The organism is Lysobacter sp. HA18, assembly GCF_054057595.1.
In genome coordinates, this window is record NZ_JBSRZL010000001.1 from 364,462 (window position 1) to 390,082 (window position 25,621).

The window sequence follows — 25,621 nt, forward strand, 5'->3', positions numbered from 1 at the left end:
TCTCCGGAAGACAGCCGAGCATGGCGCGCCGCCGGCAGGCGGCCATGCGCCGAAGGTCACGTCAGGGCTTGAGGCAGCGGCCGAGGAATTCGTCGGTGATGCGCAGCCGATGCAGCAGGTCCTTGCCCTTGAGGCCGTGCTTGGCGCCCGGGTAGGTCATCAGCTCGAACGGTTGGCCACGCTGCTGCAGCGCGCTCATCAGCGCGGTGGAGTTGGTGAACATGACGTTGTCGTCCGCCATGCCGTGGATCAGCAGCAGCTTCGGCGCGTTCGGGCCGACCAGGCCGTCGATGTGTTCCAGCACACGAGCGTTCTTGTAGCCAGCCGGGTTGTTCTTCGGTAGGTCCATGTACTGCTCGGTGTAGTGCGTGTCGTACAGGCCCCAGTCGGTGACCGGCGCACCTGCGACGCCGCAGGTGTAGTCGCCTTCGCCGCGCGCCAGCAGCATCAGCGTCATGTAGCCGCCGTTACTCCAGCCGTAGACGCCGACGCGATCCTTGTCGACGCCCGGCTGCGACGTCAGCCAGTGCAGCGCCTTACGCTGGTCGTCGACTTCCACCGTGCCCTGCTTGCCGTACAGCGCGCCACCGAAGGCGGCGCCACGACGCGGCGTGCCGCGGTTGTCGACCGAGAACACCACATAGCCGTGCTGCGCGAAGTACTGGTTGAGGTCGGGCTGCCACGTCTCCTTGACCGTTTGCGACGCCGGGCCGCCGTACACGTTCACCACCACCGGATACTTCTTCGACGCATCGAAACCTTCGGGCTTGATGACGAAGTAGTGCAGCGGCGTCTTGCCGTCGGCGGCGGTGAGCGTGCCGAACTCCATCGGGCGCTGCGCGGCGCGGAACGGCGCGTAGGGATGCGACGGGTCGGCGAGATCGTTCTTCACCAGCGTGGCGACTTCGCTGCCGTCGGCGCGATGCAACACCAGCTGCGGCGGCGTGGTCGGGTTGGACCAGTTGTCGACGTAGACGCTGGCGTTGGCGGCGAACGTCGCCGAATGCCAGCCGGCTTCCTTCGACAGCTTCTCGATCGCGCCGCCCTTGAGCGGCACGCGGTAGACCTGCGACTGCGTCGGCGATTCGCGGCCGGCGCTGAAGTACACCCAGCCGTTGGACTGGTCGACCGCGAGCACGTCGTCGACCGGCCAGTCGCCCGAGGTCAGCGCGCGCGCCTTGCCGGCGTTGTCGACGACGTACAGGTGTTCGAAACCGGTGCGCTCGCTGCTCCACAGGAAGCTGCCGTCCTTGAGGAAACGCAGTGCGTCGTGCAGCGGCACCCACGTTTTCGAATGCTCCGTGGCGAGCGTGCGCTGCTTGCCGGCGGCGAGGTCGGTTTCGATCAGCTCCAGCGTGCGCTGGTCACGCGACTGGCGCTGGAAGGTGAGGTGCTGCGGGTCACGCCAGTTCACGCGCGCGAGATAGATGTCCGGGTTGTTGCCGAGGTCGATCCAGCGCGGTTCCTTCTTTGCACCGGTCGGGTCGATCACGCCGAGCTGGATCGATGCGTTGGTATCGCCGGCGGCCGGATAGCGCTGTTCGACGACTTCGGTGCGGTCCGGATAGACCTCGTAGCGCTTTTGCACCGGCACCTTGGATTCGTCGATGCGTGCGAACGCGATCGAGCTGTCGTCCGGCGCCCACCAGTAACCGGTGTGGCGATCCATTTCCTCGTCGGCGACGAACTCGGCTTCGCCATTGGCGATCGCGCCGCCGCCGTCGAACGTGAGCTGGCGCTGCTGGCCCGAGGCGAGGTCGATCACCCACAGGTTGCGGACGCGCACGAAGCTGACGAACTTGCCGGCGGGCGAGATCTTCGGATCGGTCGCGAAGCCTTCCTTGTGGGTGAGCTGGCGCACGGCGCCCTTGCCGGACTTCGACAGGTCGTACAGATAAAGGTCGCCGCCGAGCGGGAACAGCAGCGATCGGCCGTCGGGCGACCACTGGTAGTCGACGATGCCGCTCAACGCCGAGATGCGCTGGCGTTCGCGCCGCGCCTTTTCCTCGTCGCTCAACACTTCGGTGCCAGGCAGCACGTCGTCGGCGTCGACCAGGCGTTTGTTGGTGCCGCTGGCGATGTCGTAGGCCCAGAGGTCGAGGCGGTTGCGGTCGCGATCCTTGCCGCGCAGGAAGGTCACGCGCGTGCCGTCCGGCGAGATCTTGGGCTTGACCAGGCTCGGGCCGGACAGCGGTGCATCGCCGGCGAGCGCTTCGAGCGTGAGTTTCGAAGGCGGGGTCTCGGCGGAAGCGGTCGGCAGGCTCAAGGCGAAGGTCACGAGGAGGGCGGGGAGGACAGCACGAAGCCGGAGTCGGTTCATGGCGGGCGCGTTCGGAGAGTCGGGCGAGTGTAGGGCGCGCCACGGCCGCTTCGACGAGGAATCCTTCACGCCTCGAAGCCTCGATCGCGAACAGGCCGTGCGACGCGCGGCCCGTAAACTGTCGTCATGGATGTCTCCCACCTTCTCGACGCGCTGAATCCCGCGCAGCGCGAGGCCGTCTGCGCGCCTCTCGGTCACTACCTCGTCCTCGCCGGTGCCGGTTCCGGCAAGACGCGCGTGCTCACCCATCGCATCGCCTGGCTCAACGAGGTCGAACGCGTGCCGGTGCACGGCATCCTCGCCGTCACCTTCACCAACAAGGCGGCGGCCGAGATGCGCCACCGCGTCGACATGCAGCTTGCCGGCGGCGTGCGCGGCATGTGGCTCGGCACGTTCCATGGCCTCGCGCATCGTCTGCTGCGCCTGCACTTCCAGCAGGCGAACCTGCCGGAAAGCTTCCAGGTGCTGGATTCGGACGACCAGCTGCGGCTGGTCAAGCGCGTGCTGCAGGCGCTGGAGCTCGACGACACCAAGTTCCCGCCACGCCAGGCCGCGTGGTGGATCAATGCGCGCAAGGACGAAGGCCGCCGGCCGCAGAACATCCAGGGCGGCGAAGACGAATGGACCGACACCATGCGTCGCATCTACGCCGCGTACCAGGAGCGTTGCGACCGCGCCGGGCTCGTCGACTTCGCCGAACTCCTGCTGCGCGCGCACGAACTGCTGCGCGACTCGCCGCAACTGCTGTCGCATTACCGCAATCGCTTCAAGCAGATCCTGGTGGACGAGTTCCAGGACACCAACGACATCCAGTACGCCTTCATCCGCGTGCTCGCCGGCGACACCGGGCAGGTGTTCGTGGTCGGCGACGACGACCAGGCCATCTACGGCTGGCGCGGCGCGAAGGTGGAGAACGTGCAGAAGTTCCTGCGCGACTTCAACGACGCCAAGACGATCCGCCTCGAACAGAACTACCGCTCGACTTCGACCATCCTCGACGCCGCGAATGCGGTCATCGCGCACAACCCCGGCCGCCTCGGCAAGAAGCTGTGGACCGATGTTGGTGGCGGCGATCCCATCGATCTCTACGCGGCGTACAACGAGATCGACGAAGCACGCTTCGTCGTCGAACGCGCCAAGCAATGGGTGCAGTCGGGCGGCAGCTATCGCGACACCGCGATCCTCTATCGCAGCAATGCGCAGTCGCGTGCATTCGAAGAAGTGCTGATCGGCGAACAGGTGCCGTACCGCGTGTATGGCGGCCTTCGCTTCTTCGAGCGTGCGGAAATCAAGGATTCGCTCGCCTACCTGCGCCTGATCGCGAACCGCGCGGACGACGCCGCGTTCGAGCGTGCGGTCAACACGCCTGCACGCGGCATCGGCGAGCGCACGCTGGACGAAGTGCGTCGCGTCGCGCGCACCGAGGGCTTCCCGCTCGCGGTCGCCGCGGTGAAGCTCGCGTCTGGCACCGGGCTCGCGGCACGCGCGCGCAATGCGCTGGCCACGTTCCTCAAGCTCATCGACGACCTGCAGGTCGAATGCGCCGAACGCACGCTGCCCGAGAAGATCGACCACGTACTGCTGCGCTCCGGCCTGCGCGAGTTCTACGCGCGCGAGCAGAAGGGCCAGCTCGATTCGCGCGTCGACAACCTCGACGAACTCGTGTCGGTCGCCTCGCGCTTCAACTATCGCGAGGAGGACGACGAGGAGCCGGAACTGCCGGAGCTCGTCGCGTTCCTGTCGTACGCGTCGCTCGAAGCCGGCGAAGGCCAGGCACGTGCCGACCAGGACGGCGTGCAGCTGATGACGCTGCACAGCGCGAAGGGCCTGGAGTTCCCGCTGGTGTTCCTGGTCGGCCTCGAAGAAGGCCTGTTCCCGAACAACCGTTCGGCCGAAGAGGCTGGGCGCATGGAAGAAGAACGCCGCCTCGCCTACGTCGGCATCACCCGTGCGCGCGAGAAGCTCGTGCTCAGCTATGCCGAAGCGCGCCGCATCCACGGCATGGATATGTACGGCATGCCGTCGCGCTTCCTGCGCGAGATCCCATCGTCACTGGTCAACGAAGTGCGGCCGAAGGTGCAGGTGTCGCGACCCGTCTACGGCGCCGGCAACCGGCGCACCGACAACAGCCTCACCGAGACACCGGCCATGCCGCTCGGCGCCTCGGTGCGACATCCCACGTTCGGCACCGGCACGGTGACCGACGTCGAGGGCAGCGGCGCGCATGCGCGCGTGCAGGTGAACTTCGACGACGTCGGCAGCAAGTGGCTGGTGGCCGCCTTCGCCAACCTGCAGAAGATCTAAGTCGACTTACTGCGGCGCCTTGGCGCAGTGTTCGGCGGCAACGGTCGTGCCGTCGATATGCACGCGGTCGCAGGCGAGGATGACCTGCTGGCCGGGCGACATCGTCGCGGCGAAATCCCGCGGCATGCCGCGCAGTTCGACCGGTGCGAACGAGCCCGCCGCGAAGTGCGCGACCGGCGCGCCGGGGCCGTCGATGCGAACGTCGCTCAGCACGCCGGTGACCAGCAGCGGGTCCTTGAACTGCGAGTCGGCCTGCGCGTGGTCGCCCGTGTATTCGCCGGCGATCTCGACAGCGGTGAACGTCGGGCGGAATGCTGCGGCGGTGCGCACGAACGGCAGGCGCGGCGGGACGTCGGGGGCGGCTTTGGCGCGCATCGAACCGGCGGCGACGTAAAGCGCCGGCGACACAACGACAGCCGCCAGCAGCGGCGCGATACCCGCACGCAGGCCGCGCCGGCGCATCGCCATTAACGAGAGCACTGCCGCGATCACCGCCAGCGGCACGCCGACATACAGCGCGAGCCGTGGCACCGGCACGAAGAAGGCGATCCAGGCGAGCACCAGAAGCGCCCACGGGGCGACGGTCAGCGACTTCGATGCGGGTGCGGCAACTGCATTCATCGGCATGCTCCTTTCGACAAGGCGGCGCGCTCCGGCGCCGCGTTCACCATTTGAAGATCGTGTATTGCACCGGATTGATCGGGCCATCGCCACGGCGGTGATCCAGCCGGCCGTCGTTGTCGTCGTCCGTCAGGTAATAGGTCACGCCGGTCTTCGGCACGATCTTGACCACGCGCAGCAGGCCGGCCACGCGGTATTCCGACACCGTGTCGCCATTGTCGAGCGTGTGCGTGGTGACGTCGGCATCGTGCAGTGCGGCGGTCGGGTCATCGGCCGGCGCCGACATGGACGCGCAGCCCGCGAGCATCGAAAAACCCAGGACGAGCGGGACGAAACGGCGCATGGCGGACCTCCGGACGGGCGCCCAGCATACGGCCGCCTGCGCGTGAACGCGCGGCTCAGGGCACGCGACGGGCGCGGCCTACAATCGCCGCATGAAGAAGCTCGTGCTGATCGACGGTTCCAGTTACCTCTACCGCGCATTCCACGCATTGCCGCCGCTCACCAACGAGCACGGCGAGCCCACCGGCGCGCTGTTCGGCGTGGTCAACATGCTGAAGGCCGTGCTGGCGGAGAAGCCCGACTACGTTGCCTACGTGGTCGATGCCTCGGGCCCGACCTTCCGCGACGCACTGGACCCGCAATACAAGGCGCAGCGACCGCCGATGCCCGACGACCTGCGTGCGCAGGTCGAGCCGCTGTGCCACATCGTGCAGGCGCTGGGCATCACCATCCTGCGCGAGGACGGCGTCGAGGCCGACGACGTGATCGGCACGCTCGCATTGCGCGGTTTCGACGAAGGCCTGGACGTCACCGTATCGACGTCCGACAAGGATTTCGCGCAGCTGGTGCGCGACCCGGTCGACGGCCGCGGCATCGCGCTGGTCAACACCATGAGCGGCAGCCGCATGGACTCGACGCAGCGCGTGATCGAGAAGTTCGGCGTGCGGCCGGACCAGATCATCGACTACCTAGCGCTGATGGGCGACACGGTCGACAACATTCCGGGCGTAGAGAAATGCGGCCCGAAAACCGCTGCGAAATGGCTTGCCGAATACGGCACGCTCGACGGCGTCATCGCGAACGCATCGGCGATCAAGGGCAAGATCGGCGAGAACCTTGCGCGCGTGCTCGACCGACTGCCGCTCAATCGCACGCTCACCACGATCAAGACCGACTGCGAACTTCCGCTCGCGCCGCAGGAGCTCGCGCTGCGCGAGCGCGACCACGAGAAGCTGCGCGAACTGTTCACGCGTTACGGCATGCGCCAATCGCTGCGTGAGCTCGAAGGTGGTGCGGCGGCCGCGCCGTCGTCGCCGGGCAGTCGCGGTGTCGCCGCGCAGGTCGCGCCGATCGAAGCGCTCGATCCCGCGCTCGCGGCGAAGGGCGAATACGAAGCGGTGATGACGCAGGAACAGCTCGACGTCTGGGCGCAGCGCCTGCGCGATGCCGACGAATTCGCGTTCGACACCGAAACCGATTCGCTCGATGCGTTGTGCGCGAACCTCGTCGGTTTGAGTCTGTCGGTCGAGCCCGGCAAGGCCTGCTACATCCCCGTTGGCCACGATTATCCCGGCGCGCCCGCGCAGCTCGACAAGGCGACGGTGCTGCGCACGCTCGGCCCGATCCTGTCGGACGCATCGAAGAAGAAGCTCGGCCAGCACGGCAAGTACGACATCCACGTGCTGCGCTGTCATGGCGTCGACGTGCGCGGCTATCACGACGACACCATGCTCGAGAGCTTCGTGCTCAATGCGACCGCCACGCGCCACGACATGGATTCGCTGGCGAAGAAGTACCTCGGCTACGACACGGTGAAATACGCCGATGTCGCCGGCAAGGGCGCCAAGCAGATTCCGTTCTCGCAGGTCGCGCTCAACGACGCCACGCGTTATGCCGCTGAAGATGCCGACGTGACGCTTCGCCTGCATCGCGTGCTCGCGCCGAAGTTGCGCGATGTGCCTGCATTGGACGGCGTGTATCGCGATATCGAGATTCCGCTGATCCCGGTGCTCGAACGCATCGAAGCCAACGGCGTGATGATCGATCCCGATGAACTGCGTCGCCAGTCGGCCGACATGGGCCGACGCATGCTGGAAATCCAGCAGCGTGCGACGGAAGTCGCCGGTCGCACGTTCAACATGGATTCGCCCAAGCAGATCGGTGCGTTGCTGTTCGACGAGCTCGGCTTGCCTGCGACCGAGCGCACGCCGACCGGCGCGCCGTCGGTCAACGAAGCCGCGCTCGAAGCGATCGCCGACCAGCACGAACTGCCGCGGCTGATCCTCGACTATCGCGGCCTCGCGAAACTGCGCGGCACGTATACCGACAAGCTGCCGGAGATGCTCAACCCGCGCACGCATCGTCTGCATACGAGTTATCACCAGGCCGGCGCGGCGACGGGTCGGCTTGCATCGAGCGATCCCAACCTGCAGAACATCCCGATCCGCACCGAGGACGGGCGTCGCATCCGCACCGCGTTCATTGCGCCACAGGGCCGCCGCATCGTCGCCTGCGATTACTCGCAGATCGAGCTGCGCATCATGGCGCACCTGTCCGAAGATCCGGCGCTGCTGCGCGCGTTCACGTCAAACGTCGACGTGCACACCGCGACCGCCGCGGAAGTGTTTGGCAAGACTGTCGACACGGTGGAGCCCGGCGAACGTCGCGCGGCCAAGGCGATCAACTTCGGCCTGATGTACGGCATGAGCGCGTTCGGGCTGGCGACGCGGCTCGGCATCTCGCGTGGCGAAGCGCAGGACTACATCGCGCTGTACTTCGCGCGCTATCCCGGCGTGCGCGAGTACATGGACCGCACGCGGCAGCAGGCGCGCGACCAGGGCTACGTCGAAACCGTGTTCGGCCGTCGCCTGTACCTGGAGAACATCGCCGCGCGGAACCAGTCGCTGCGGGCCGGCGCCGAACGTGCCGCGATCAATGCGCCGATGCAGGGCACCGCGGCCGACATCATCAAGCGCGCGATGATCGACATCCACGGCTGGTTGGCGGGCCATGCCGAGCAGGCGTTGATGGTGCTGCAGGTGCACGACGAACTCGTGTTCGAGGTCGACGAGGGCTTCGTGCCGACGCTGGTCGACGAGGTGAAGCGCCGCATGTCGGCGGCCGCCGAACTGAAGGTGCCGCTCGAGGTCGATGCCGGCATCGGGCTCAACTGGGACCAGGCCCACTAGCCGCCGCTTTTTCACGTTGCCATGCGCCGGTAATGCACCAAGCTGGCGCATCGGTGGCAACGTGAAAGCGACGCTGCAGAGGTCGCCTGCGGACGCTGCAACATGCATTCTTCGGCGACTGTCACGCTTTACCGACGAACGGCGCCGAAGCAATGAATCGACCCTGAACTTTTACGGGCAGCTAACGGAAGTCTTCACTTTTCGTGCATGTTCCCGGTGTTTTCATACACCTGCGCCGGATGCAACGTCCGACGCTGATCCTCCCCTCCCCTGGAGCGATCTCGGAACGTAAGGTCCCTCCCCAGACCCCGTTCCCCAGCCCCGCCGGCCCCCCCTGCCTGCGGGGCTTTTTATTGCCCGCGATTCGGCGACGCCGCGTGATGCGCAAGCGGCCGTTAGGATGCCGGACCGTCCATGGCCCCGACCGCATGTCCCGACTCGACGTCACCCGCGCGCTCCTGCTGCTGATCACGCTCGCGGCCGTCGTCGCACTCGCACTGCACGGCCCAATCCCGCAGGACTCCGGCTACCACCACTTCGCCGACACCCGCACGATCGCGGGCGTCCCGAACTTCTGGAACGTGGTGTCCAACCTGCCATTCCTGCTGGTCGGTGCATACGGGCTGATGCGCGTGCCGCGTCTCGCGGTCGATCGCACACGCGCCGGCTACATCGCGCTTTGCATCGGCGTCGCTGCGGTCGCGTTCGGTTCCGGCGCGTATCACTGGGCGCCGTCGAACACCACGCTGGTCGGCGACCGCCTGCCGATGACGATCGCCTTCATGGCGTTCTTCGCGTTGCTGCTCGACGAACGCGTGGTCGACGACGTGCGTCATCGCGGCCTCGCGGCATTGCTCGTACTCGGCGTTGCATCGGTCGCGTACTGGAACGTCACCGAACGCTTCGGCGCGGGTGACCTGCGCCCTTACGTGCTCGTGCAGTTCCTGCCGATGCTGCTCGTCCCGCTGATCCTGCTGCTGCGTCCGTCGCGCTGGCTGGATACGCGATGGCTCGTCGCAGCGCTGGTCGGCTATGCGCTCGCGAAGGCGCTCGAGCAGTTCGACGCGCAGGTGTATTCCACGCTCGGCGACATGAGCGGTCACGCGCTCAAGCATGTGGTTGCCGCGCTCGCGGCCGCGTGCATCGTGCGCGCGGTGCCGACGCGTCAGCCGAGTTCGGATGCCCAGTCGCGTGCGCGCGGTGCCGACGCGTCAGCCGAGTTCGGATACCCAGTCGCGCGGGCGCAGGTAGTCCGACAGGCGTGACTCCGGCGAGCCCGCCTCGGGCACGTAGCCGTATTCCCAGCGCACCAGCGGCGGCAGGCTCATCAGGATCGATTCGGTACGGCCGCCCGATTGCAGGCCGAACAGCGTGCCGCGGTCGAACACGAGGTTGAACTCGACGTAGCGCCCGCGGCGATACAACTGGAATGCGCGCTCGCGCTCGCCGTACGGCGTGTCGCGACGACGCTCGACGATCGGCAGGTAGGCATCGAGGAAGCCGTCGCCGACCGCACGCATGTAGGCGAAGTCGGCGTCGAAGTCGCCGTGCAGGTCGTCGAAGAACAGCCCGCCGATGCCGCGGGTCTCGTCGCGATGCCTGAGGAAGAAGTACTCGTCGCACCAGCGCTTGTGTGCGTCGTAGCGCGCGTCGCCGCCGAACGGTTCGCACAGGTTGCGCGCGACGCGGTGCCACTGCAGCACGTCCTCGTCGACCGGATAGAACGGCGTCAGATCGAATCCTCCGCCGAACCACCACGCCACGGTTTCGCCATCGCGCTCCGCGCGGAAGTGGCGCACGTTCGCGTGCGTGGTCGGCATGTGCGGATTGCGCGGATGGAATACGAGCGACACACCGACCGCGCGCCACGATGCGCCGGCGAGTTCCGGACGCGTCGCCGTCGCCGACGGCGGCAGCTTGGTGCCCGACACGTCGGAGAATCCGATACCCGCCTGCTCGAATACCGCGCCGTCGCGCAGGATCCGCGTGCGCCCGCCGCCCTGGATCAGCGACGTGTCGGGATCCTTGGTCCACGGGTCCTCGAAGAACCGAGCGCTCCCGTCCGCCTGCTCGATCGCCGCACAGATGCGGTCCTGCAGGCCGGTGAGGTAGTCGCGGACGGTATCGAGGGCGGGTAGGGGCGTGGTCATACGGCCGATTCTATCGACGCGCGCGTTCGTGGTTCTTCAGTTGCGTGCGTTGCGACGGCTGCAGCGGCGTTAGGCGCGCAGGCGAGGGTGCGGCCTGCCTCCGCTAGACGTCCACCCGGTACCCAAGCGTCAGCTCGTCGCCCGGCACACCGCGAATACCCCAGTTCGCCTTCGGCGTTTCGAACAGTGTGATCTCGACGTCCTGAGGTGCGATCGCGCAGCGCTGCTCGATGCCGGCGAACAGCTTGGTGATGAGCTGACGTTTCGCCTCGGGCGAGCGCCCTTCGAACATCGAGATCTCGACGATGGTGTAGTCCCGCGAGCGATCGGCCGGATGGATGAAGTCGTCGGCGTCGAGCGCGATGAACCGGTGGAACCGCTTGTCCTGCGGCATGCCGAGTGCATCGACCACGGCTGCGTGTATCGCATCCGAAAGCTCGCGGCGCCGCTGCGTCAGTGCATCGCGATGGGCGTAGATCTTCACTTGCGACATGGCGTTAGCGTTCCGGAAGCGAAGGGTTGGTGCATCCGCGCATCACCCTGCGTGCGTCCTGCGTTCGGGCTCGCTCGCGTGCAGGAAACCCGTGTAGACGTCGCGCGGCGGTGCAACGCCAATGGACTTGAGGATCTGCCCGACGTTGCCGCGGTGGTAGCCGCCGTGGGTGATGAGGTGCAGCAGGATTTCCTCGCGCGTCATCCGGCCCGTGTCGCCGTCGGTGAATTCGAAGGCCAGAACGGCGGCAGCGTCCTCATCGGACAGCTGTGACACGTACGCGACGAACCAGGTGTCGGTCGCCTCGATGTCGCGCCGCAGTTCGTCGAGCCACGGCGTGCTCGTGGTGTTGGTCGCGTCGAATGGCGGCATTTCACCGCTGAGCCGGGCGCGGAACAGGCGATCGACTACGTGGACGTGGTTCAACGTGCGCAGGCTCGCGTGCAGCTGTTCGGCATGCATGGGCGGAAGCGCGGCGAGCGCCGCGAGCGACTCGGCATCGGCCCATGCCTTGAACGAAAACAGCGACCCGAGCGTGGCGAGCGACATGGCGATCTCCGTTGCGGATGGAAACGAACGCGTGCGCTATGCGTCGAGCGGCAATGCCATCACGTGGTCGTCGTAATCACGGCCGCCGACGTTGAAGCGGCGATCGGCGACATGCACGAAACCGGCGCGGCGATAGAACGCAATCGCCGATGCGTTTCCGGCGTACACGCCGAGCAGGAGTCGCGACGCGCCGGCCTCGCGTGCATGCATGATCGCGTGCTGCAGCAGCGAACGTCCGACGCCGCCGCCGTGGTAGCGGCCGAGCAGGTAGATGCGCTTGAGCTCGAGATCGCGCGCGGCATCTGCACCCGGCAGTTCGGCCTTCGCGACCACCGCGTAGCCGGCCGGTGCATTGCCCGGTGCGACCTCGGCGAGCCAGATCGCGACATCACCGTCGTCGAGCCAGCTGCGGTACTGCGTCGCCGAATGCGCCCGCGCGCAGTGTTCGACGATCGCCGTGCCGTCGAGCACGCCGGCGAACGTTTCGAGGAAGGTCGCCTGGCCGACCAGCGCGAGCGCGTGCTCGTCGCCGGGTTGCGCGGGGCGGATCGATACGTCGCTGCTCATCGCGGTCCTTTGCGCATGTGTGTGCCGTTGGTGTCCAGCAATGCGAGTTGCGCCGACGGAGCACATCGCGCCCGCAACCGTCGTCGATCGACGCGCAACATTCAACGCGACGTTCGGCATATCCACAGCACGCGCAGACATCATGACCGCGGACGAACGGTTTGAGCGTGCGCTACCGGAACGCTGGGCGCGCGCCTGCGACAATAGTCGCCCGCCGCGGAACCGACATGACCGAGCTCGCCCTGCCCGTGCTGTATCGCGACGACCGGCTCGCGGTGGTCGACAAGCCCGCCGGCCTGATGGTCCACGACAGCGCGCTGGCACGCGGGGAAACCGACTTCGCCGCCGACCGGCTGCGCGAGCAGTTCGGGCGACAGGTGTTCCTCGTGCATCGGCTCGACCGCGCGACATCGGGCTGCCTGCTGCTCGCGTTCGATCGCGACAGCGCCGGCGCGCTCGGGCGCACGCTGATGTCGCAGGAGTTCGAGAAAGTCTACTGGCTGATCTGCCGCGGCTGGCCGGAAGCGGAATTCGTCATCGACTATCCGCTGGACGGCGGCCCCGGCAAGCCGGAGAAGAAGCCGGCGGTGACCGCGTTCCGAACGCTGGCGACCGCGGAACTCGACGTGCCATCGGCCAACCACCCGACGTCGCGCTATGCGTGGCTCGAAGCGCGGCCGCGCACCGGGCGCTTCCGGCAGATCCGGCGTCACCTCAAGCACGTCTCGCATCACATGATCGGCGATACCAGCCACGGCGACGGCCGCCACAACCGCGCGTTCCGGATGATGGGCATCCACCGCATGCTGCTGCACGCGCAGGCGTTGGCGTTTCCGCATCCCGCGACTGGCGAGATGCTGCGAGTCGAGGCACCGGTCAGCGGCGAGTTCGCGAAAGCGCTCGCGTTGTTCGGCGTGTGACAGCACCTTCAAGAGCGATGCACCAGCGGCCGTTACGATAGGCGCGATGACGACGCCTGCCTCCATCGAGATTCCCGACGACGAGATCGTCGAACGTTTCGTGCGTTCGAGCGGGCCGGGCGGGCAGAACGTCAACAAGGTGGCAACGGCGGTCGAGCTGCGCTTCGACATCGCGAACTCGCCGTCGTTGCCGGACGAGGTGCGCGCACGACTGCTCGCCAGGCGCGATCGTCGCGTCACCTTGGAGGGCGTGCTGGTGATCAGCGCGCAACGCTTCCGCACGCAGGACCGCAATCGTCAGGACGCACGCGAACGCCTGCAGGCGTTCGTCGACGCCGGGCTGCACGTGCCGAAGAAGCGCGTGGCGACGCGACCGACACGGGCGTCGAAAGAACGCCGTCTGGATGCCAAGCGCGGCCGCAGTACGATCAAGAAGGGCCGCGCGTCGCGCGACTGGGACTGATCGATGAGCGAAGGCTATCCCGCACACGTCGGCGCGCCCGGCCGCGTGCCCGAGCTGCCGCCGAACGCGCCGCGCGTGACGCGGGCCGGGTTCGGACGATGGGTCGGTCGCACGGTGTTGAAGCTCGGCGGCTGGCGCGTCGTCGGCGAGTTTCCCGATGTGCGCAAGCTGGTGCTGATCGGCGCGCCGCATTCGTCCAACTGGGACGGCGTTTGGGGCTTTGCTGCGAAGCTCGCGCTGGGGCTGGACATCCGCATCCTTGGCAAGGACACGCTGTTCCGCGTGCCGCTGGTGGGCGCGCTGCTGCGAAGGCTCGGCGTGATTCCGGTCGACCGCAGCGCCGCGCATGGCGTGGTCGAGCAGGCCGCGGCGGTGATCCGCGCCGGCGACAAGGTCTGGTACGGGCTCGCGCCGGAAGGCACACGCAAGCGCGTCGAGAAGTGGAAGACCGGCTTCTGGAAGATCGCGCGCGCCGCCGACGTGCCGGTGCTGCCCGTGTACTTCCACTATCCCGACAAGGTGATCGGCGTCGGCCCGCTATGGACGCTGAGCGACGACTTCCCCGCCGACATGGCGCGCATCCGCGCCTGGTACGCGCCGTGGCAGGGCAAGAATCACGGCGTCTGACGGCGCCTCAGCCGGCCTGCTTCACCAGCTCGATGAAGGCGCGTGCCTGCGGGCTCAGCGACCGTCCGCGCCGCGTGACCACGCCGTAGCTGCGCGACGGAAAGAACTCCGACAGCGAACGCGCGGCCAGCCGCGTGGCGTCGGCCTCGGTCAGGCAGATCGAGGTGACGATGCTGATGCCCAGGCCCATCGCCACGTACTGCTTGATCACCTCCCAGCCGCCGACCTCCAAGGCCACGGTGTACGGCACGTGCGCGCGCTGGAAGACCATGTCGACCATGCGGTAGGTCGTCTGCCGTTGCGGCGGAAGGATCAGGCCGTAGGGCGAGAGGTCGGCCAGCGAGATTTCCGGCTTCGTCGCCAGCGCATGCTCGCGCGGGGTGATCAGCATCGGCTCGTACGAGACGACGGGCTGGTAGGCGAGGTCGCCGGGGACGTCGAGCATCGAGCCGACCGCCAGGTCCGCGCCGTCGTCGCGCAGCAGGTTCAGCCCGCGCGCGCCGGTGACGTTGTGCAGGATCAGGCGGATGTCCGGGTAGGCCGCGCGGAAGGCTTCGACGATCTTCGGCAGCAGGTAGACGATGGTCGAGCTGCCGGCGGCGACGTGCAGTTCGCCGGCGTCGAGCCCACGGATGCGGTCGCGGAACATGGCGTCGAGGTTGTCCAGGCCCTCCACGAGCGGACGCGCGAGGTCGTACAGCGCCTCGCCCTCACGAGTCAGCGTGAGCCGCCGCCCGTTGCGCTCGAGCAGGGCGACGCCGAGGTCGCGCTCCAGCGCCTGCAGCTGCAGGGTCACCGCCGGCTGGCTGAGGAACAGCGCCTCCGCCGCGCGGGACACCGAACCCAGCCGGGCGGTCTGGCAGAACGCACGCAGCGGCTTGAGGCGGTCGGCCTTGTAGGCGAAGCGGGCCGGGGTCGACTTGGGCATGAAGGCCTCGTGTATTCGATTTACAAATACATCGCATTGCCAAAACTTGTTTGTCAAATACCAGACGCCGGCGCATGGTCGACCTCCAGACAGAACCGTGGCGAGGTGGAGCGATGTCGGCAGTGCTGATGGAGTCGGGCGAGGCGGTAGGCGGCGTCGAAGTTCTGCGCCACATCGAAGGTCAGGACACCGTGCTGACGCCGGCCGCGCTGGCCCTGCTCGCGGGCCTGCACCGCCGCTCCGAATCCGAGCGCCAGCGCCGCCTCGCCGCCCGCCGGGTTCGTCAGTCGACCTTCGACAAAGGCGCGCTGCCCGACTTCCGCCCCGACACCGCCGCGATCCGCGCCGCCGACTGGCGCGTCGCCCCGTTGCCGGCTGCGCTGCAGGACCGCCGGGTCGAGATCACCGGGCCGGTCGACCCAAAGATGGTGATCAACGCGCTGAACTCGGGCGCGAAGGTCTACATGGCCGACTTCGAGGACAGCACCTCGCCGACCTGGGCCAATCTGATCACCGGCCAGCTGGCGCTGCGCGACGCCGTCGCCGGCACGCTCGAGTTCACCGCGCCGAACGGCAAGCACTACGCGCTCAAGCCGTTCGAGCAACAGGCGGTGCTGATGGTCCGACCGCGCGGCTGGCACCTGGACGAGAAGCACGTCGTCGTCGACGGCCAGCCGATCTCCGGCGGCCTGTTCGACGCCGCGCTGTTCGCCTTCCATAACGCCCACGCTTTGGCTGCGAAGGACCGCGGCCCCTTCCTCTACCTGCCCAAGCTCGAGTCGATGGAGGAGGCGCAGCTCTGGAACGACGCGCTCGAGCACATCGAACGCGAGCTCAAGCTGCCGCGCGGCCAGATCCGCGTCACCGTTCTCATTGAGACGCTGCCGGCCGCGTTCGAGATGGACGAGATCCTCTACGCGCTGCGCGACCGCATCGCCGGCCTCAACTGCGGCCGCTGGGACTACGTCTTCTCCTACATCAAGACGTTCCGCCGCCATCGCGACAAGGTGCTGCCCGAGCGCAGCCAGGTGACGATGACGCAGCCGTTCCTGCGCGCCTACTCCGAACTGCTGATACAGACCTGCCACCGCCGCGGCGCGCATGCGATGGGTGGCATGGCGGCGCAGATTCCGATCTCCGGCGATAGCGAGGCCAACGACGCCGCGCTCGCCAAGGTGCGCGCCGACAAGCTGCGCGAAGTCACCGCCGGCCATGACGGCACCTGGGTCGCGCATCCGGCGCTGATCCCGCTCGCGCAGGCCGTGTTCGACGAACGCATGCCCGGCGCGCACCAGAAGCATCTCGCGCGCGAGGACGTGCTGGTCACCCGCGATGACCTCGTCACCCCGCCACGCGGTTCGATCACCCGCGCCGGCTTCGAGAACAACGTCGAAGTCTGCGTGCGCTATCTCGCTGCGTGGCTCGACGGCAATGGCTGCGTGCCCATCCACTGGCTGATGGAAGACGCCGCCACTGCGGAGATTGCGCGTGCGCAGCTGTGGCAGTGGCTGCACGCGGGCGACCTGCATCTGGACGACGGCACGCCGCTCGACGAAACGCTGTTCGAGCGCGCGCTGACGAAGCTGCCGAGCCTGGCGACGACTGACATTCCCGGCGCCAGCCGCATCAACGAGGCGATCGGCATGCTCGACCGGCTCACGCACTGCGATGAACTCGAGGACTTCCTGACGCTGCCTGCGTACAAGCGCCTCGACTGAGTTTTCCGAACAACCGCGATGTCCCGAACCGTCTGCGTCGCAGCCGGAACGGCCCTGCTTTGCCCGACGACAACGAACGAGAACAGGAGATCCGCCATGACCACGCTTCCGAACGCCGACCAGCTCCGCCAGCAATGGGCCACCGATGCGCGCTGGAGCGGCATCACGCGCCCGTATTCCGCCGAGGACGTCGTGCGACTGCGCGGCCGCATTCCGGTCGAACATTCCATCGCGAAGCTGGGCGCGGAGAAGCTGTGGAATTCCCTGCAGACCGAGGACTTCGTCAACGCGCTCGGCGCGATGACCGGCAACCAGGCGATGCAGCAGGTGAAAGCGGGCTTGAAGGCGATCTACCTGTCCGGTTGGCAGGTCGCGGCGGACGCGAACATCGCCGGCGAGATGTATCCCGACCAGTCGCTGTATCCCGCGAACTCGGTGCCGCAGGTGGTCAAGCGCATCAACAACACGCTGCTGCGCGCCGACCAGATCCAGTGCGCCGAAGGCCAGGGTGACATCGACTTCCTGCAGCCGATCGTGGCCGATGCCGAAGCCGGCTTCGGCGGCGTGCTCAACGCGTTCGAGTTGATGAAGGCGATGATCGAAGCCGGGGCCGCCGGCGTGCATTTCGAAGACCAGCTCGCCAGCGTCAAGAAGTGCGGCCACATGGGCGGCAAGGTACTGGTGCCGACCCGCGAAGCAGTCGAGAAGCTCGTCGCCGCACGTCTCGCCGCCGACGTGATGGGCGTGCCGACGCTGATCGTCGCGCGCACCGATGCCGAAGCCGCCGACCTCATCACCTCCGACGTCGACGACAACGACAAGCCGTTCTGCACTGGCGAGCGCACGGTCGAAGGCTTCTACAAGACGAACAAGGGCCTGGACCAGGCGATCAGCCGCGGGCTCGCATATGCGCCGTACGCCGACCTCGTCTGGTGCGAAACCGGCAAGCCCGATCTCGAATTCGCGCGCAAGTTCGCCGAAGCGATCCATGCGAAGTACCCGGGCAAGATGCTCGCCTACAATTGCTCGCCGAGCTTCAACTGGAAGAAGAACCTCGACGACGCGACCATCGCGAAGTTCCAGAAGGAAATCGCGACCTACGGCTACAAGTTCCAGTTCATCACACTGGCCGGCTTCCACGCGCTGAACTACGGCATGTTCGATCTCGCCTACGGCTACGCGCGCCGGCAGATGAGCGCGTTCGTCGAACTGCAGGAGCGCGAGTTCGCCGCGGCCGATCGCGGCTTCACCGCGGTCAAGCACCAGCGTGAAGTCGGCACGGGCTACTTCGACGCGGTTACGCAGACGATCCAGGGCGCACAGTCGTCCACCGTCGCGCTGAAGGGGTCGACGGAGGAGGAGCAGTTCGAGAAGGCGGCCTGACCATCAGGGTCGGCGCGACGAATCATCGTCGCGCCGACCGGATCAGGCAGCCGCAGGCATCGTTGAACGGTCCAGCGTTCGATAACCAATCGCTTCCGCGAGATGCGACGTGCCGATGTCGCTCTCGCCAGCAAGATCCGCGATCGTTCGCGCGGTGCGCAGGATTCGCACCATCGACCGCGCCGACAGTTGCAGGCGTTCCACCGCGTTTTCGAGCAAGACTTGATCGCGCGGCTGCAATCGGCACATCGCCAGCGTCTCGCCCGGCGTCATGCGCGCGTTCGGTTGCCCGCAGCGTGCGATCTGCACAGCTCGCGCGCGTTCGACGCGCTGACGGACATTGGCGCTTGATTCACCCGCCGGCCCCGCCGAACGGAGTTCGCTGGCTGGCAGTCGCGTCAACCCCACATGCAGGTCGATGCGATCGAGCAGCGGCCCCGATACCTTCGACCGATAGCGTTGAACCATGTCGCCACTGCAGCGGCAACGACCGCTGGGGTCGCCCGCCCAGCCGCAGGGACACGGATTCATCGCGGCGACGAGCTGGAACCGTGCCGGAAACTCGGAACTGCGCGCGGCGCGCGAAACAGTGACGACTCCGGATTCCAACGGCTCACGCAGTACTTCGAGCGCACGTCGTTCCCACTCGGGAAATTCGTCGAGAAACAGCACGCCGTTGTGTGCGAGCGAAACTTCGCCCGGCCGCGGTTGTGCTCCACCACCGATCAACGCGACAGCACTTGCCGTGTGATGTGGCGAACGGAATGGGCGTTCCAGCCAGCGCGACGGATCGAGTCCGCGCCCGCTGATGGATGCGATCGCCGCGGATTCCAGCGCTTCGGCTTCGCTCGCTTCCGGCAGCAAGCCCGGCAGCCGTGATGCAAGCAAGGTCTTACCGCAACCCGGCGGACCAATCAGCAGGAGATGGTGACCGCCAGCGGCCGCGATCTCCAACGCACGCCGCGCATGCAACTGCCCGCGCACGTCGGCGAGATCCGGTCCCGCAACACGCACGACAGGCGACGCCACCGCGGCCGGCAACGATTCGCGACCTGCGAGCATCGCGCAGACCTGCAACAACGTGCGTGCCGTACGTGTTTCGACGCGTGCGGCAAGCGCGGCTTCCGGCCCGTTCGCTTCCGGCACGACAAGTCGCCGTTGCGCGTCACCGACCGCCAACGCTGCGGGCAGCACGCCATCCACTGCGCGCAGTTCACCCGTCAGTGCCAGCTCGCCGAGAAACTCCACGTCACGCAATGCATCCAGCGGAATCTGTCCGCTAGCCGCGAGAATCCCGAGCGCGATAGGAAGATCGAAACGCCCGCCGTCCTTGGGCAAATCAGCCGGTGCGAGATTCACCGTGATCCGCCGCTGAGGAAATTCGAACTGCGCACAGGCGATCGCCGCACGCACGCGATCCTTCGCTTCGCGCACCGCGGCTTCGGGCAGGCCGACGATGTTCATCGCCGGCAGGCCACCGCCGAGATGCACTTCGACACGGACTTCGGGCGCACGGATGCCCGTTCGTGCACGGCTGTGCACGATCGCGAGGTTCATGGTGGGGACTCAGTGGCGCTGGGACGCGGTCGCGCTGGACTGCTGCGCTTCCATGCCGGCAACGGCGCGCTCGAGGTGTTCGAGCTTTTCGCGCGTTCGCAGCAGCACCGCGCGCTGCACTTCGAATTCCTCGCGGGTCACGAGGTCGAGGCGCGTCAACCCCGCCTGCAACACGGCGCGGAAGTTCTGCTGCAGTTCGGTGCGCAGCTCGCTCGCGGATTCGCCACGGAGTCCGGGCGGCACCAGGGCGCTGAGTCGGCGGGCGAGTTCGTCGAGTTGGTCGAGGTCGATCATGGTCGTGTCTCCGGCGTTGCGCGCACTGTGCCCACTACGGCCGGTCGGCGCCGTCGGAGCGCCTCGCTGCGGCATGTCGGGGAAATCCGACGGACGCCACTTTACCGCCCGACGCCTGCGTCGTCAGTGGCGCTTGAAGTACTGCACGTCGCGCTCGTGCTTCTCGGCCGCGGCGCGAGTGCCGAACGTGCCGAGGTTGCGGCGCTTGCCGGTTTTCGGATCGACCTTGCGCGAGTACAGCCGGTACTCGCCGGACTTGAGCTTGCGGATCATGCGGACGCCTCGGGCCGGGATGTCCAGCCTGCGTCGGCATGCGCGAACGCGGCGTCGGCGCGTGACGCTATGCTGCGCGGCACAGGAGGAATACCGATGAAGATGGTCATGGCGGTGGTCAAGCCGTTCAAGCTCGACGACGTGCGCGAGGCGCTGGCCGAAGTGGGCGTCGCCGGCATCACCGCGACCGAGGTGAAGGGTTTCGGGCGCCAGAAGGGCCATACGGAGCTCTATCGCGGCGCCGAATACGTCGTCGACTTCCTGCCCAAGATCAAGCTCGAGGTTGCGGTGGCCGACGACCAGCTCGATGCGGTGGTCGAGGCGATCATGAAGGCTGCGGGCACCGGCAAGATCGGCGACGGCAAGATCTTCGTCTGGGACCTGGAGCGCGTCGTGCGCATCCGCACGGGTGAACTGGACGCCGACGCGCTGTAAGCGTCGAAGCCACGCGACCTAGGTCGTGCGAACGCAGTTCCGGCCGGCCGCCTTGGCCTGGTAGAGCGCCTGGTCGGCGCGTGCGAGCAGGTCGGACAGGCCGGCATCGCGCGGCGCCAGCGGGGTGACGCCGACGCTGATCGTGACGCGCAGGTCAGGCGCGGCGTCGCGGAAGTCGAGTGCTTCGACGTTGGCGCGCAGGCGCTCGGCGACCTGACTCGCGGCGTCGATCGCCGTATCCGGCAGCAGCACGACGAATTCCTCGCCGCCCATGCGGCCGATCTCGTCGAACTGGCGCAGCGTGTGCTGGCTGGTTTCGGCCACGCGCGCGATCACCTGGTCGCCGACCAGATGCCCGTGCGCGTCGTTGATCGCCTTGAAGCCGTCGATGTCGAAGGTGATCACGCACAGCGGGCGTTCGTCCGCGCGCGCCTGCGCGACCGCGTCGGCACCGATCAATTCGATCCGACGACGATTCGCGACGCCGGTGAGTTCGTCGGTGGCGGCGAGCACGCGCAGGCGCCGCGTGCGCACGATCTGTCGCCCGACGAGCAGCCCGAGCACCGCGATCAGCGCGACGCCTAATCCAATTGCGATGCGCTGCCAGCGTCGCGCCTTCAGCAATGCTTCGACATCCTTCTCGCGCATCGACTTCTCGGCGCGCAGGCGCTGGTTCTCGAAGTCGCGCTGCGCGGCGTCCGTCTGCTGGCGCAGCATCAGCGTGCGTTGCTCGCTGCGCGCGGCGACGCGTTTCTCGCGCAGCGCGAGGAAACGCTTGTAGTCGGCGAGCGCAGCGGTCGCATTGCCGGTGCGCTCGTACAGCGCGGCGCGGTGCGGATACATCATTTCCAGGTAGCGATCGTTCTCGTCGGCCTGCAGGATCTTCTCGGCCGTCGCATACAACGCGAGCGCCTGGTCGGTCTGGCCGAGCCCGGCACGTGCGCGCGCTTCCATCACCGCGAGCATGCCGGCATCGCCCTGGTCGCCGACGCTCGCGAAGCCGGCCTTCGACGCCTGCACCGACGCGAGCGCCTGCGCATAGCGGCCGAGGTCGACCTGCGCGGCGGACAGCGCGAGCTGCGTGCCGGCGACGAGCGAGGGATCGAGACGCCGGCGCGCGATGCGCAGGCCTTCTTCGAAACGCGGCAACGCGAGATCGGGGCGACCGGTGTCCTGGTAAAGAAAGCCCATCTGCACTTCGACGACCGCGATGCTCGCCCAGTCGTCGTGGCGCTTGGCGATCTCGCGGCTGCGTTCGAGGTATTCGCGCGCCTTCTCGGTTTCGCCCATGCGCCGGTAGGCGACCGCGATGTTCTGCAGGTTGCCTTCCGAACGTTCGGCCTGGTGCGAGCTGTCGTAGAGGTGCTGCGCGTTGGTGAAGTCGATCAGCGCCTCGGCGTGGCGACCGAGGTAGGAATACGTATTGCCGCGCAGCACCATGCCGTCGGCGACCAGCGCGGGATGCTCGGAGCGCCGCGCGAGTTCGATGCCGCGCGTGTACAGCTCGAGCGACGTCTGCACCGCACCGAGCATTTCCTGGACGGACGCCTCGCACAGCTGGAAGCGCGCTTCGACCTCGACATCACCCAGCGCCTTCGCGGCCGCGGTGCCCTGCTGCGCGTAGGCGAGCGAGGCATGCACGTCTTCCGGCGGCTGGAAGCATTCGGTGGATTCGTAGAGCAGTTCGCGGCGACGATCGCCGGGCGGCACCAGCGCGCGCAGGCGTGCGATCTCGGCCTGCGCGGCTTCGGGTGTGGCGGGGTTGAGGCGCTCGCTGTCGAGCTGGTCGAACAGCTTGTCGAACGCGGCCGCGCGATCGACTTGCGCGTGCGCCGACGTCGCCGTAAGGACGGCGAGCGTCAGAGCCAGTAGCGACGCGCGGGTTCGAGGCATCGGGATCCGTCGTGCGCGCCCGGTACGTCTTTCGACGACCGGGCGACGCGGGCTCAGTCGTCCAGGGCTTCGGCGACGAAGGGCGGCGTTGCCAGTGCCCCACGATGGATATCGGCGCTGTAGTACTTCGTCTTGAGACCGGAGCTGCGCGCGTCCTGCTCGCGGAAGTCGAAGCCGCCGGACTTGCGCGCGAGCGTGCAGCTCCACCAGCCCGTCGGGTAGCAGGGCTGCGGGAATGGCAGCGTCTTGAACGACGTGAACCCGGCCTTGCGCATCTCGGCGCGCATGGAGCGGATCAGGTTGAGCAGCGCGAGCGGCGATTCCGACTGCTGCACGAGGATGCCGTCGTCCTTCAGCGCGCGGAAACAGGATTCGTAGAAGGCCTTGTTGAACAGGCCTTCCGCCGGGCCAACCGGATCGGTGGAATCCACGATCACGATGTCGACGCTGCCGGCTTCGCAGTTCTTCATGTAGGCGACGCCGTCGTCGAACAGCAGCTCGGCGCGCGAATCACCGTTGGAATCGCACAGCTCCGGGAACCACTTCTCGGCCATGCGCGTGACCTGCTCGTCGATATCGCACTGCACGGCCTTCTCGACGCCGCGATGCTTGAGCACTTCGCGCAGCGTGCCGCAGTCGCCGCCGCCGATGATCACGACGCGCTTCGGATTCGCATGGGTGAACAGCGCCGGGTGCGACATCATCTCGTGATAGAGGAAGTTGTCGCGCGTGGTGAGCATCACGGCGCCGTCGATCAGCATGAGGTTGCCCCAGTCGGTCGTCTCGAAGATCTCGATCTTCTGGAACGGCGACTGCACTTCATCGAGCTTGCGATTGATGCGGAAGCCAATCGCCGAGCCGGTGTGCTCGAAGTTCTCGTACTGCCAGGTGGGTTCGCTCATGTCGCTCTGCATCTCGGGCCGGATATCGGCAAACACCCGAGTGTAGCGGACCGGGCCTCGATGCTCAGTCGGCGGTGACCACGCGGTCGCGGCCCGCGGATTTGGCGCGGTAGAGCGCGGCGTCGGCGCGGCCGAGCAGGTCGTCGATGCGGTCGTCGCTGGGCGCGGAGGTCGCCACGCCCGCGCTGGTGCTCACCACCAGCCCCGGCACCTGCGGCTGGATGTCGAGTGCGGCCACCGCCAGGCGCAGGCGTTCAGCGATGACGATGGCGTCCTCGCGGCGCGTGGCGGGCAGCACCACCACGAACTCCTCGCCCCCGGTCCGGCCGATGCGGTCCTGCGGGCGCAGCACCTTGGCCAGCGCGCGGGTCGCCTCGACCAGCACGACGTCGCCGGTGGCATGGCCGTGCTGGTCGTTCACGCGCTTGAAGTGGTCGAGGTCGAGTAGGACCACGCTGACCGGCCGGCCGTCGGCCTGGGCGCTGGCGAAGGCGTCCTCGGCCAGGCGACGCAGGCCGCGACGGTTGGCCAGCCCGGTGAGCGGGTCGGTGAGGGCGAGCACGCGCAGGCGCCGCGACTCGCGCGCCTGCAGCAGGCCGAGTGCGGCGAGCGCGGCGGCCAGCGCGGCACCCAGGCCGATCGCCGTCCACCGCCATGGGCGCCGGCGTTCCAGTGCGCGGATTTCCTGTTCGCGGCCGCGGCGGTCGAGATCGAGGCGGGCGTGCTCGAGCGCGCGACGGCCGGCGTCGAACTGCATGCGGGCCAGCGCGACGTCGCGACCGTCGGCCGACGCCTGCAGGCGTTCGTTGAGCGCGACGTACTGGCGCAGGTCCGCCAGGGCGGCGGCCGGGTTGCCGATGGCTTCTTCGCTGCGCGCCCGCGCCTGGTGCAGCAGCGCGAGATAGCGCGTGCTGTGCTGGGCGCGCATCAGCGGTTCGGCGTGGTTGAAGGTCGCGATCGCGGCGCGATGGCGACCGAGCGCGGCGTCGGCGAGGCCTTCGGCCTGATCGAGCATCGGTTCGCTGACGGCGATGCGGTCGTATGCGAGTTCGCGACGCGCCTGCGCGACCGCGTCCAGCGCGCGGGTCGGCTGGCCCGCGGCGAGCCAGGCGTTAGCGAGGCCGAGCTGGGCGTAGCCGCGATCGATCGGGTCCGAGCGCTGCGCGACCGCGAGCGCGGCGCGGAATCGCTCGACGGCCGCGGCGCCACGATGCTGTTCCTCGAACGCGTACCCCTGCTGCATCAGCGCGGCGTAGAGGTCCGGCACGCTGTCGATGCGGCGCGCGTAGGCCTCGGTCTCGCGCAGGTAGCCCATCGCCTCGGCGTACAGGCCCATGCGCCGGTAGGCCATGCCGATGTTGAGCAGGTTGGTCTCGGATCGACGTGCGAGATGCGCCCGGTCGAACACGGCCTGCGCGGCGAGGAAATCCTGCAGCGCGCGGGCGTGGTCGCCCTGCAGCGAGGCGATGCCGCCGCGATAGGTGTAGCCGTCGCCGATCAGCCGCGCGTCCTCGGCGCGACGGGCGAGCTGCAGGCCGGCGTCGTAGGCGTTCCAGGCACCGTTGGGGTCGCTGGTTTCGAGCGCGAAGCCCTGGCAGTAGGTGAAGCGCGCCTGCGCATCGACGTCGCCCGCACGGCGGGCGGCCTCGAGTTCGCGGCGTGCGTAGATCAGCCCGGCGCGGGTGTCTTTGACGAAGGTCAGGTCGCAGACCGCGGTGCGGTAGCGGCGTTCGCGGCGCTGGTCGCCGGGCGGCAGGGCGGCGCGCAGGCGGGCGAGCGCGTCGGCGGTCTGGCGGTCGTCATCGACGGCGACTTCGCCATCGTCGATCTGCAGGAACAGCCGATCGAAGGTCTCGGACGACGGCGCGGCATGCGCCGTCGCGACGGCGAGCGTCGCGGCGGCGGACAGCGTGACGAGGAGGCGTCGGAGCACGGGCAAGGTCGCGAGCGTAACGGACGGCAGCGCCGCACGGCCGCTGGGGGATTCACCCAGATCGGCCGGCCTTCAGCCTTCTTGAGCCGGCGATCGCAGC

General features: G+C 67.8%; 23 protein-coding genes. 9 read left to right on the top strand and 14 right to left on the bottom strand.

The window, feature by feature from the left end:
• Positions 1–61: 61 nt before the first annotated feature.
• Complete coding sequence (locus tag ACVWWW_RS01770; protein ID WP_051234862.1) at positions 62–2,320, bottom strand: S9 family peptidase; 2,259 nt, start codon at positions 2,318–2,320, stop codon at positions 62–64.
• A gap of 126 nt (positions 2,321–2,446) precedes the next feature.
• Between ACVWWW_RS01770 and uvrD the strand changes: the two genes are divergently transcribed.
• The gene (gene uvrD, locus ACVWWW_RS01775) at positions 2,447–4,624 is read left to right on the top strand and encodes a DNA helicase II (protein WP_027082280.1); all 2,178 of its coding nucleotides are present in this window, start codon (positions 2,447–2,449) and stop codon (positions 4,622–4,624) included.
• Between the two features lie 6 nt (positions 4,625–4,630).
• Here the strand turns inward: uvrD and ACVWWW_RS01780 are convergent, their stop codons facing one another.
• Together ACVWWW_RS01780 and ACVWWW_RS01785 are read right to left on the bottom strand one after the other, a co-directional pair.
• On the bottom strand, positions 4,631–5,245 hold the full coding sequence (locus ACVWWW_RS01780) for a hypothetical protein (protein ID WP_027082279.1): 615 nt from the start codon (positions 5,243–5,245) through the stop codon (positions 4,631–4,633).
• 43 nt (positions 5,246–5,288) lie between these two features.
• Complete coding sequence (locus ACVWWW_RS01785) at positions 5,289–5,588, bottom strand: DUF2782 domain-containing protein (RefSeq protein WP_027082278.1); 300 nt, start codon at positions 5,586–5,588, stop codon at positions 5,289–5,291.
• Positions 5,589–5,679: 91 nt separating this feature from the next.
• On the opposite strand from ACVWWW_RS01785, the gene polA reads away from it, so the two are divergent.
• Both polA and ACVWWW_RS01795 read left to right on the top strand, forming a co-directional pair.
• Complete coding sequence (gene polA / locus ACVWWW_RS01790; protein ID WP_027082277.1) at positions 5,680–8,436, top strand: DNA polymerase I; 2,757 nt, start codon at positions 5,680–5,682, stop codon at positions 8,434–8,436.
• 428 nt (positions 8,437–8,864) lie between these two features.
• On the top strand, positions 8,865–9,701 hold the full coding sequence (locus tag ACVWWW_RS01795; RefSeq protein ID WP_081671977.1) for a ceramidase domain-containing protein: 837 nt from the start codon (positions 8,865–8,867) through the stop codon (positions 9,699–9,701).
• On the opposite strand, the gene hemF is transcribed toward ACVWWW_RS01795, so the two are convergent.
• From hemF to ACVWWW_RS01815, 4 genes are all read right to left on the bottom strand, one after another.
• On the bottom strand, positions 9,648–10,586 hold the full coding sequence (gene hemF, locus ACVWWW_RS01800; protein WP_036141574.1) for an oxygen-dependent coproporphyrinogen oxidase: 939 nt from the start codon (positions 10,584–10,586) through the stop codon (positions 9,648–9,650). The two genes, ACVWWW_RS01795 and hemF, sit on opposite strands and share 54 nt — an antisense overlap.
• 103 nt (positions 10,587–10,689) lie before the next feature.
• The gene (locus tag ACVWWW_RS01805; protein ID WP_027082275.1) at positions 10,690–11,079 is read right to left on the bottom strand and encodes a tautomerase family protein; all 390 of its coding nucleotides are present in this window, start codon (positions 11,077–11,079) and stop codon (positions 10,690–10,692) included.
• 42 nt (positions 11,080–11,121) lie between these two features.
• Positions 11,122–11,628, bottom strand: coding sequence for a DinB family protein (locus ACVWWW_RS01810; protein WP_027082274.1), 507 nt, complete (start codon positions 11,626–11,628; stop codon positions 11,122–11,124).
• 36 nt (positions 11,629–11,664) lie between these two features.
• Positions 11,665–12,195, bottom strand: coding sequence for a GNAT family N-acetyltransferase (locus ACVWWW_RS01815; protein WP_027082273.1), 531 nt, complete (start codon positions 12,193–12,195; stop codon positions 11,665–11,667).
• Between the two features lie 227 nt (positions 12,196–12,422).
• Here ACVWWW_RS01815 and ACVWWW_RS01820 point away from each other — a divergent pair, with 227 nt between their 5' ends.
• Genes ACVWWW_RS01820 through ACVWWW_RS01830 form a run of 3 tightly spaced genes read left to right on the top strand, consistent with a single transcriptional unit; the run spans position 12,423 to position 14,205 of the window.
• The gene (locus ACVWWW_RS01820) at positions 12,423–13,115 is read left to right on the top strand and encodes a pseudouridine synthase (protein ID WP_027082272.1); all 693 of its coding nucleotides are present in this window, start codon (positions 12,423–12,425) and stop codon (positions 13,113–13,115) included.
• Between the two features lie 46 nt (positions 13,116–13,161).
• Complete coding sequence (gene arfB / locus ACVWWW_RS01825; RefSeq protein ID WP_036141571.1) at positions 13,162–13,578, top strand: alternative ribosome rescue aminoacyl-tRNA hydrolase ArfB; 417 nt, start codon at positions 13,162–13,164, stop codon at positions 13,576–13,578.
• Between the two features lie 3 nt (positions 13,579–13,581).
• Positions 13,582–14,205 (top strand): lysophospholipid acyltransferase family protein, encoded by a 624-nt coding sequence (locus tag ACVWWW_RS01830; protein ID WP_081671976.1) that lies wholly within the window; start codon positions 13,582–13,584, stop codon positions 14,203–14,205.
• 7 nt (positions 14,206–14,212) lie between these two features.
• Here the strand turns inward: ACVWWW_RS01830 and ACVWWW_RS01835 are convergent, their stop codons facing one another.
• Positions 14,213–15,133 (bottom strand): LysR family transcriptional regulator, encoded by a 921-nt coding sequence (locus tag ACVWWW_RS01835; protein WP_051234861.1) that lies wholly within the window; start codon positions 15,131–15,133, stop codon positions 14,213–14,215.
• 128 nt (positions 15,134–15,261) lie between these two features.
• On the opposite strand from ACVWWW_RS01835, the gene aceB reads away from it, so the two are divergent.
• Positions 15,262–16,851: a malate synthase A gene (gene aceB, locus ACVWWW_RS01840; protein WP_456998736.1), complete on the top strand. Its 1,590-nt coding sequence runs from the start codon at positions 15,262–15,264 to the stop codon at positions 16,849–16,851.
• A 96-nt stretch (positions 16,852–16,947) separates the two neighbouring features.
• Complete coding sequence (aceA, locus tag ACVWWW_RS01845; RefSeq protein ID WP_027082268.1) at positions 16,948–18,234, top strand: isocitrate lyase; 1,287 nt, start codon at positions 16,948–16,950, stop codon at positions 18,232–18,234.
• Positions 18,235–18,276: 42 nt separating this feature from the next.
• Here aceA and ACVWWW_RS01850 read toward each other — a convergent pair whose 3' ends face one another.
• The 3 genes from ACVWWW_RS01850 to ACVWWW_RS01860 form a co-directional block, all read right to left on the bottom strand.
• Positions 18,277–19,791 carry a YifB family Mg chelatase-like AAA ATPase gene (locus ACVWWW_RS01850; protein WP_027082267.1) on the bottom strand — a complete coding sequence of 505 codons (1,515 nt, stop codon included), beginning with the start codon at positions 19,789–19,791 and terminating at the stop codon, positions 18,277–18,279.
• 9 nt (positions 19,792–19,800) lie between these two features.
• On the bottom strand, positions 19,801–20,085 hold the full coding sequence (gene ubiK, locus ACVWWW_RS01855; RefSeq protein ID WP_027082266.1) for a ubiquinone biosynthesis accessory factor UbiK: 285 nt from the start codon (positions 20,083–20,085) through the stop codon (positions 19,801–19,803).
• A gap of 123 nt (positions 20,086–20,208) precedes the next feature.
• Entirely contained in the window at positions 20,209–20,358 is a 150-nt protein-coding gene (locus ACVWWW_RS01860) for a hypothetical protein (protein WP_155914180.1), read from the bottom strand.
• 96 nt (positions 20,359–20,454) lie between these two features.
• On the opposite strand from ACVWWW_RS01860, the gene ACVWWW_RS01865 reads away from it, so the two are divergent.
• Positions 20,455–20,793: a P-II family nitrogen regulator gene (locus tag ACVWWW_RS01865; RefSeq protein WP_036141567.1), complete on the top strand. Its 339-nt coding sequence runs from the start codon at positions 20,455–20,457 to the stop codon at positions 20,791–20,793.
• Between the two features lie 18 nt (positions 20,794–20,811).
• Here the strand turns inward: ACVWWW_RS01865 and ACVWWW_RS01870 are convergent, their stop codons facing one another.
• From ACVWWW_RS01870 to ACVWWW_RS01880, 3 genes are all read right to left on the bottom strand, one after another.
• Positions 20,812–22,686, bottom strand: a complete 1,875-nt coding sequence (locus ACVWWW_RS01870) for a tetratricopeptide repeat-containing diguanylate cyclase (RefSeq protein ID WP_051234859.1) — start codon at positions 22,684–22,686, stop codon at positions 20,812–20,814.
• 53 nt (positions 22,687–22,739) lie between these two features.
• Positions 22,740–23,588, bottom strand: coding sequence for a polyamine aminopropyltransferase (gene speE, locus ACVWWW_RS01875; protein WP_027082264.1), 849 nt, complete (start codon positions 23,586–23,588; stop codon positions 22,740–22,742).
• A gap of 64 nt (positions 23,589–23,652) precedes the next feature.
• Positions 23,653–25,521, bottom strand: a complete 1,869-nt coding sequence (locus ACVWWW_RS01880) for a diguanylate cyclase (RefSeq protein ID WP_036141564.1) — start codon at positions 25,519–25,521, stop codon at positions 23,653–23,655.
• Positions 25,522–25,621: the final 100 nt, after the last annotated feature.

What these genes read in the sequence shown, in the direction of transcription:
- ACVWWW_RS01770 (WP_051234862.1), bottom strand. Translation starts at nt 2,320, where the DNA reads ATGAACCGACTCCGGCTTCGTGCTGTCCTCCCCGCCCTCCTCGTGACC.
- uvrD (WP_027082280.1), top strand. Translation starts at nt 2,447, where the DNA reads ATGGATGTCTCCCACCTTCTCGACGCGCTGAATCCCGCGCAGCGCGAG.
- ACVWWW_RS01780 (WP_027082279.1), bottom strand. Translation starts at nt 5,245, where the DNA reads ATGAATGCAGTTGCCGCACCCGCATCGAAGTCGCTGACCGTCGCCCCG.
- ACVWWW_RS01785 (WP_027082278.1), bottom strand. Translation starts at nt 5,588, where the DNA reads ATGCGCCGTTTCGTCCCGCTCGTCCTGGGTTTTTCGATGCTCGCGGGC.
- polA (WP_027082277.1), top strand. Translation starts at nt 5,680, where the DNA reads ATGAAGAAGCTCGTGCTGATCGACGGTTCCAGTTACCTCTACCGCGCA.
- ACVWWW_RS01795 (WP_081671977.1), top strand. Translation starts at nt 8,865, where the DNA reads ATGTCCCGACTCGACGTCACCCGCGCGCTCCTGCTGCTGATCACGCTC.
- hemF (WP_036141574.1), bottom strand. Translation starts at nt 10,586, where the DNA reads ATGACCACGCCCCTACCCGCCCTCGATACCGTCCGCGACTACCTCACC.
- ACVWWW_RS01805 (WP_027082275.1), bottom strand. Translation starts at nt 11,079, where the DNA reads ATGTCGCAAGTGAAGATCTACGCCCATCGCGATGCACTGACGCAGCGG.
- ACVWWW_RS01810 (WP_027082274.1), bottom strand. Translation starts at nt 11,628, where the DNA reads ATGTCGCTCGCCACGCTCGGGTCGCTGTTTTCGTTCAAGGCATGGGCC.
- ACVWWW_RS01815 (WP_027082273.1), bottom strand. Translation starts at nt 12,195, where the DNA reads ATGAGCAGCGACGTATCGATCCGCCCCGCGCAACCCGGCGACGAGCAC.
- ACVWWW_RS01820 (WP_027082272.1), top strand. Translation starts at nt 12,423, where the DNA reads ATGACCGAGCTCGCCCTGCCCGTGCTGTATCGCGACGACCGGCTCGCG.
- arfB (WP_036141571.1), top strand. Translation starts at nt 13,162, where the DNA reads ATGACGACGCCTGCCTCCATCGAGATTCCCGACGACGAGATCGTCGAA.
- ACVWWW_RS01830 (WP_081671976.1), top strand. Translation starts at nt 13,582, where the DNA reads ATGAGCGAAGGCTATCCCGCACACGTCGGCGCGCCCGGCCGCGTGCCC.
- ACVWWW_RS01835 (WP_051234861.1), bottom strand. Translation starts at nt 15,133, where the DNA reads ATGCCCAAGTCGACCCCGGCCCGCTTCGCCTACAAGGCCGACCGCCTC.
- aceB (WP_456998736.1), top strand. Translation starts at nt 15,262, where the DNA reads ATGGAGTCGGGCGAGGCGGTAGGCGGCGTCGAAGTTCTGCGCCACATC.
- aceA (WP_027082268.1), top strand. Translation starts at nt 16,948, where the DNA reads ATGACCACGCTTCCGAACGCCGACCAGCTCCGCCAGCAATGGGCCACC.
- ACVWWW_RS01850 (WP_027082267.1), bottom strand. Translation starts at nt 19,791, where the DNA reads ATGAACCTCGCGATCGTGCACAGCCGTGCACGAACGGGCATCCGTGCG.
- ubiK (WP_027082266.1), bottom strand. Translation starts at nt 20,085, where the DNA reads ATGATCGACCTCGACCAACTCGACGAACTCGCCCGCCGACTCAGCGCC.
- ACVWWW_RS01860 (WP_155914180.1), bottom strand. Translation starts at nt 20,358, where the DNA reads ATGATCCGCAAGCTCAAGTCCGGCGAGTACCGGCTGTACTCGCGCAAG.
- ACVWWW_RS01865 (WP_036141567.1), top strand. Translation starts at nt 20,455, where the DNA reads ATGAAGATGGTCATGGCGGTGGTCAAGCCGTTCAAGCTCGACGACGTG.
- ACVWWW_RS01870 (WP_051234859.1), bottom strand. Translation starts at nt 22,686, where the DNA reads ATGCCTCGAACCCGCGCGTCGCTACTGGCTCTGACGCTCGCCGTCCTT.
- speE (WP_027082264.1), bottom strand. Translation starts at nt 23,588, where the DNA reads ATGAGCGAACCCACCTGGCAGTACGAGAACTTCGAGCACACCGGCTCG.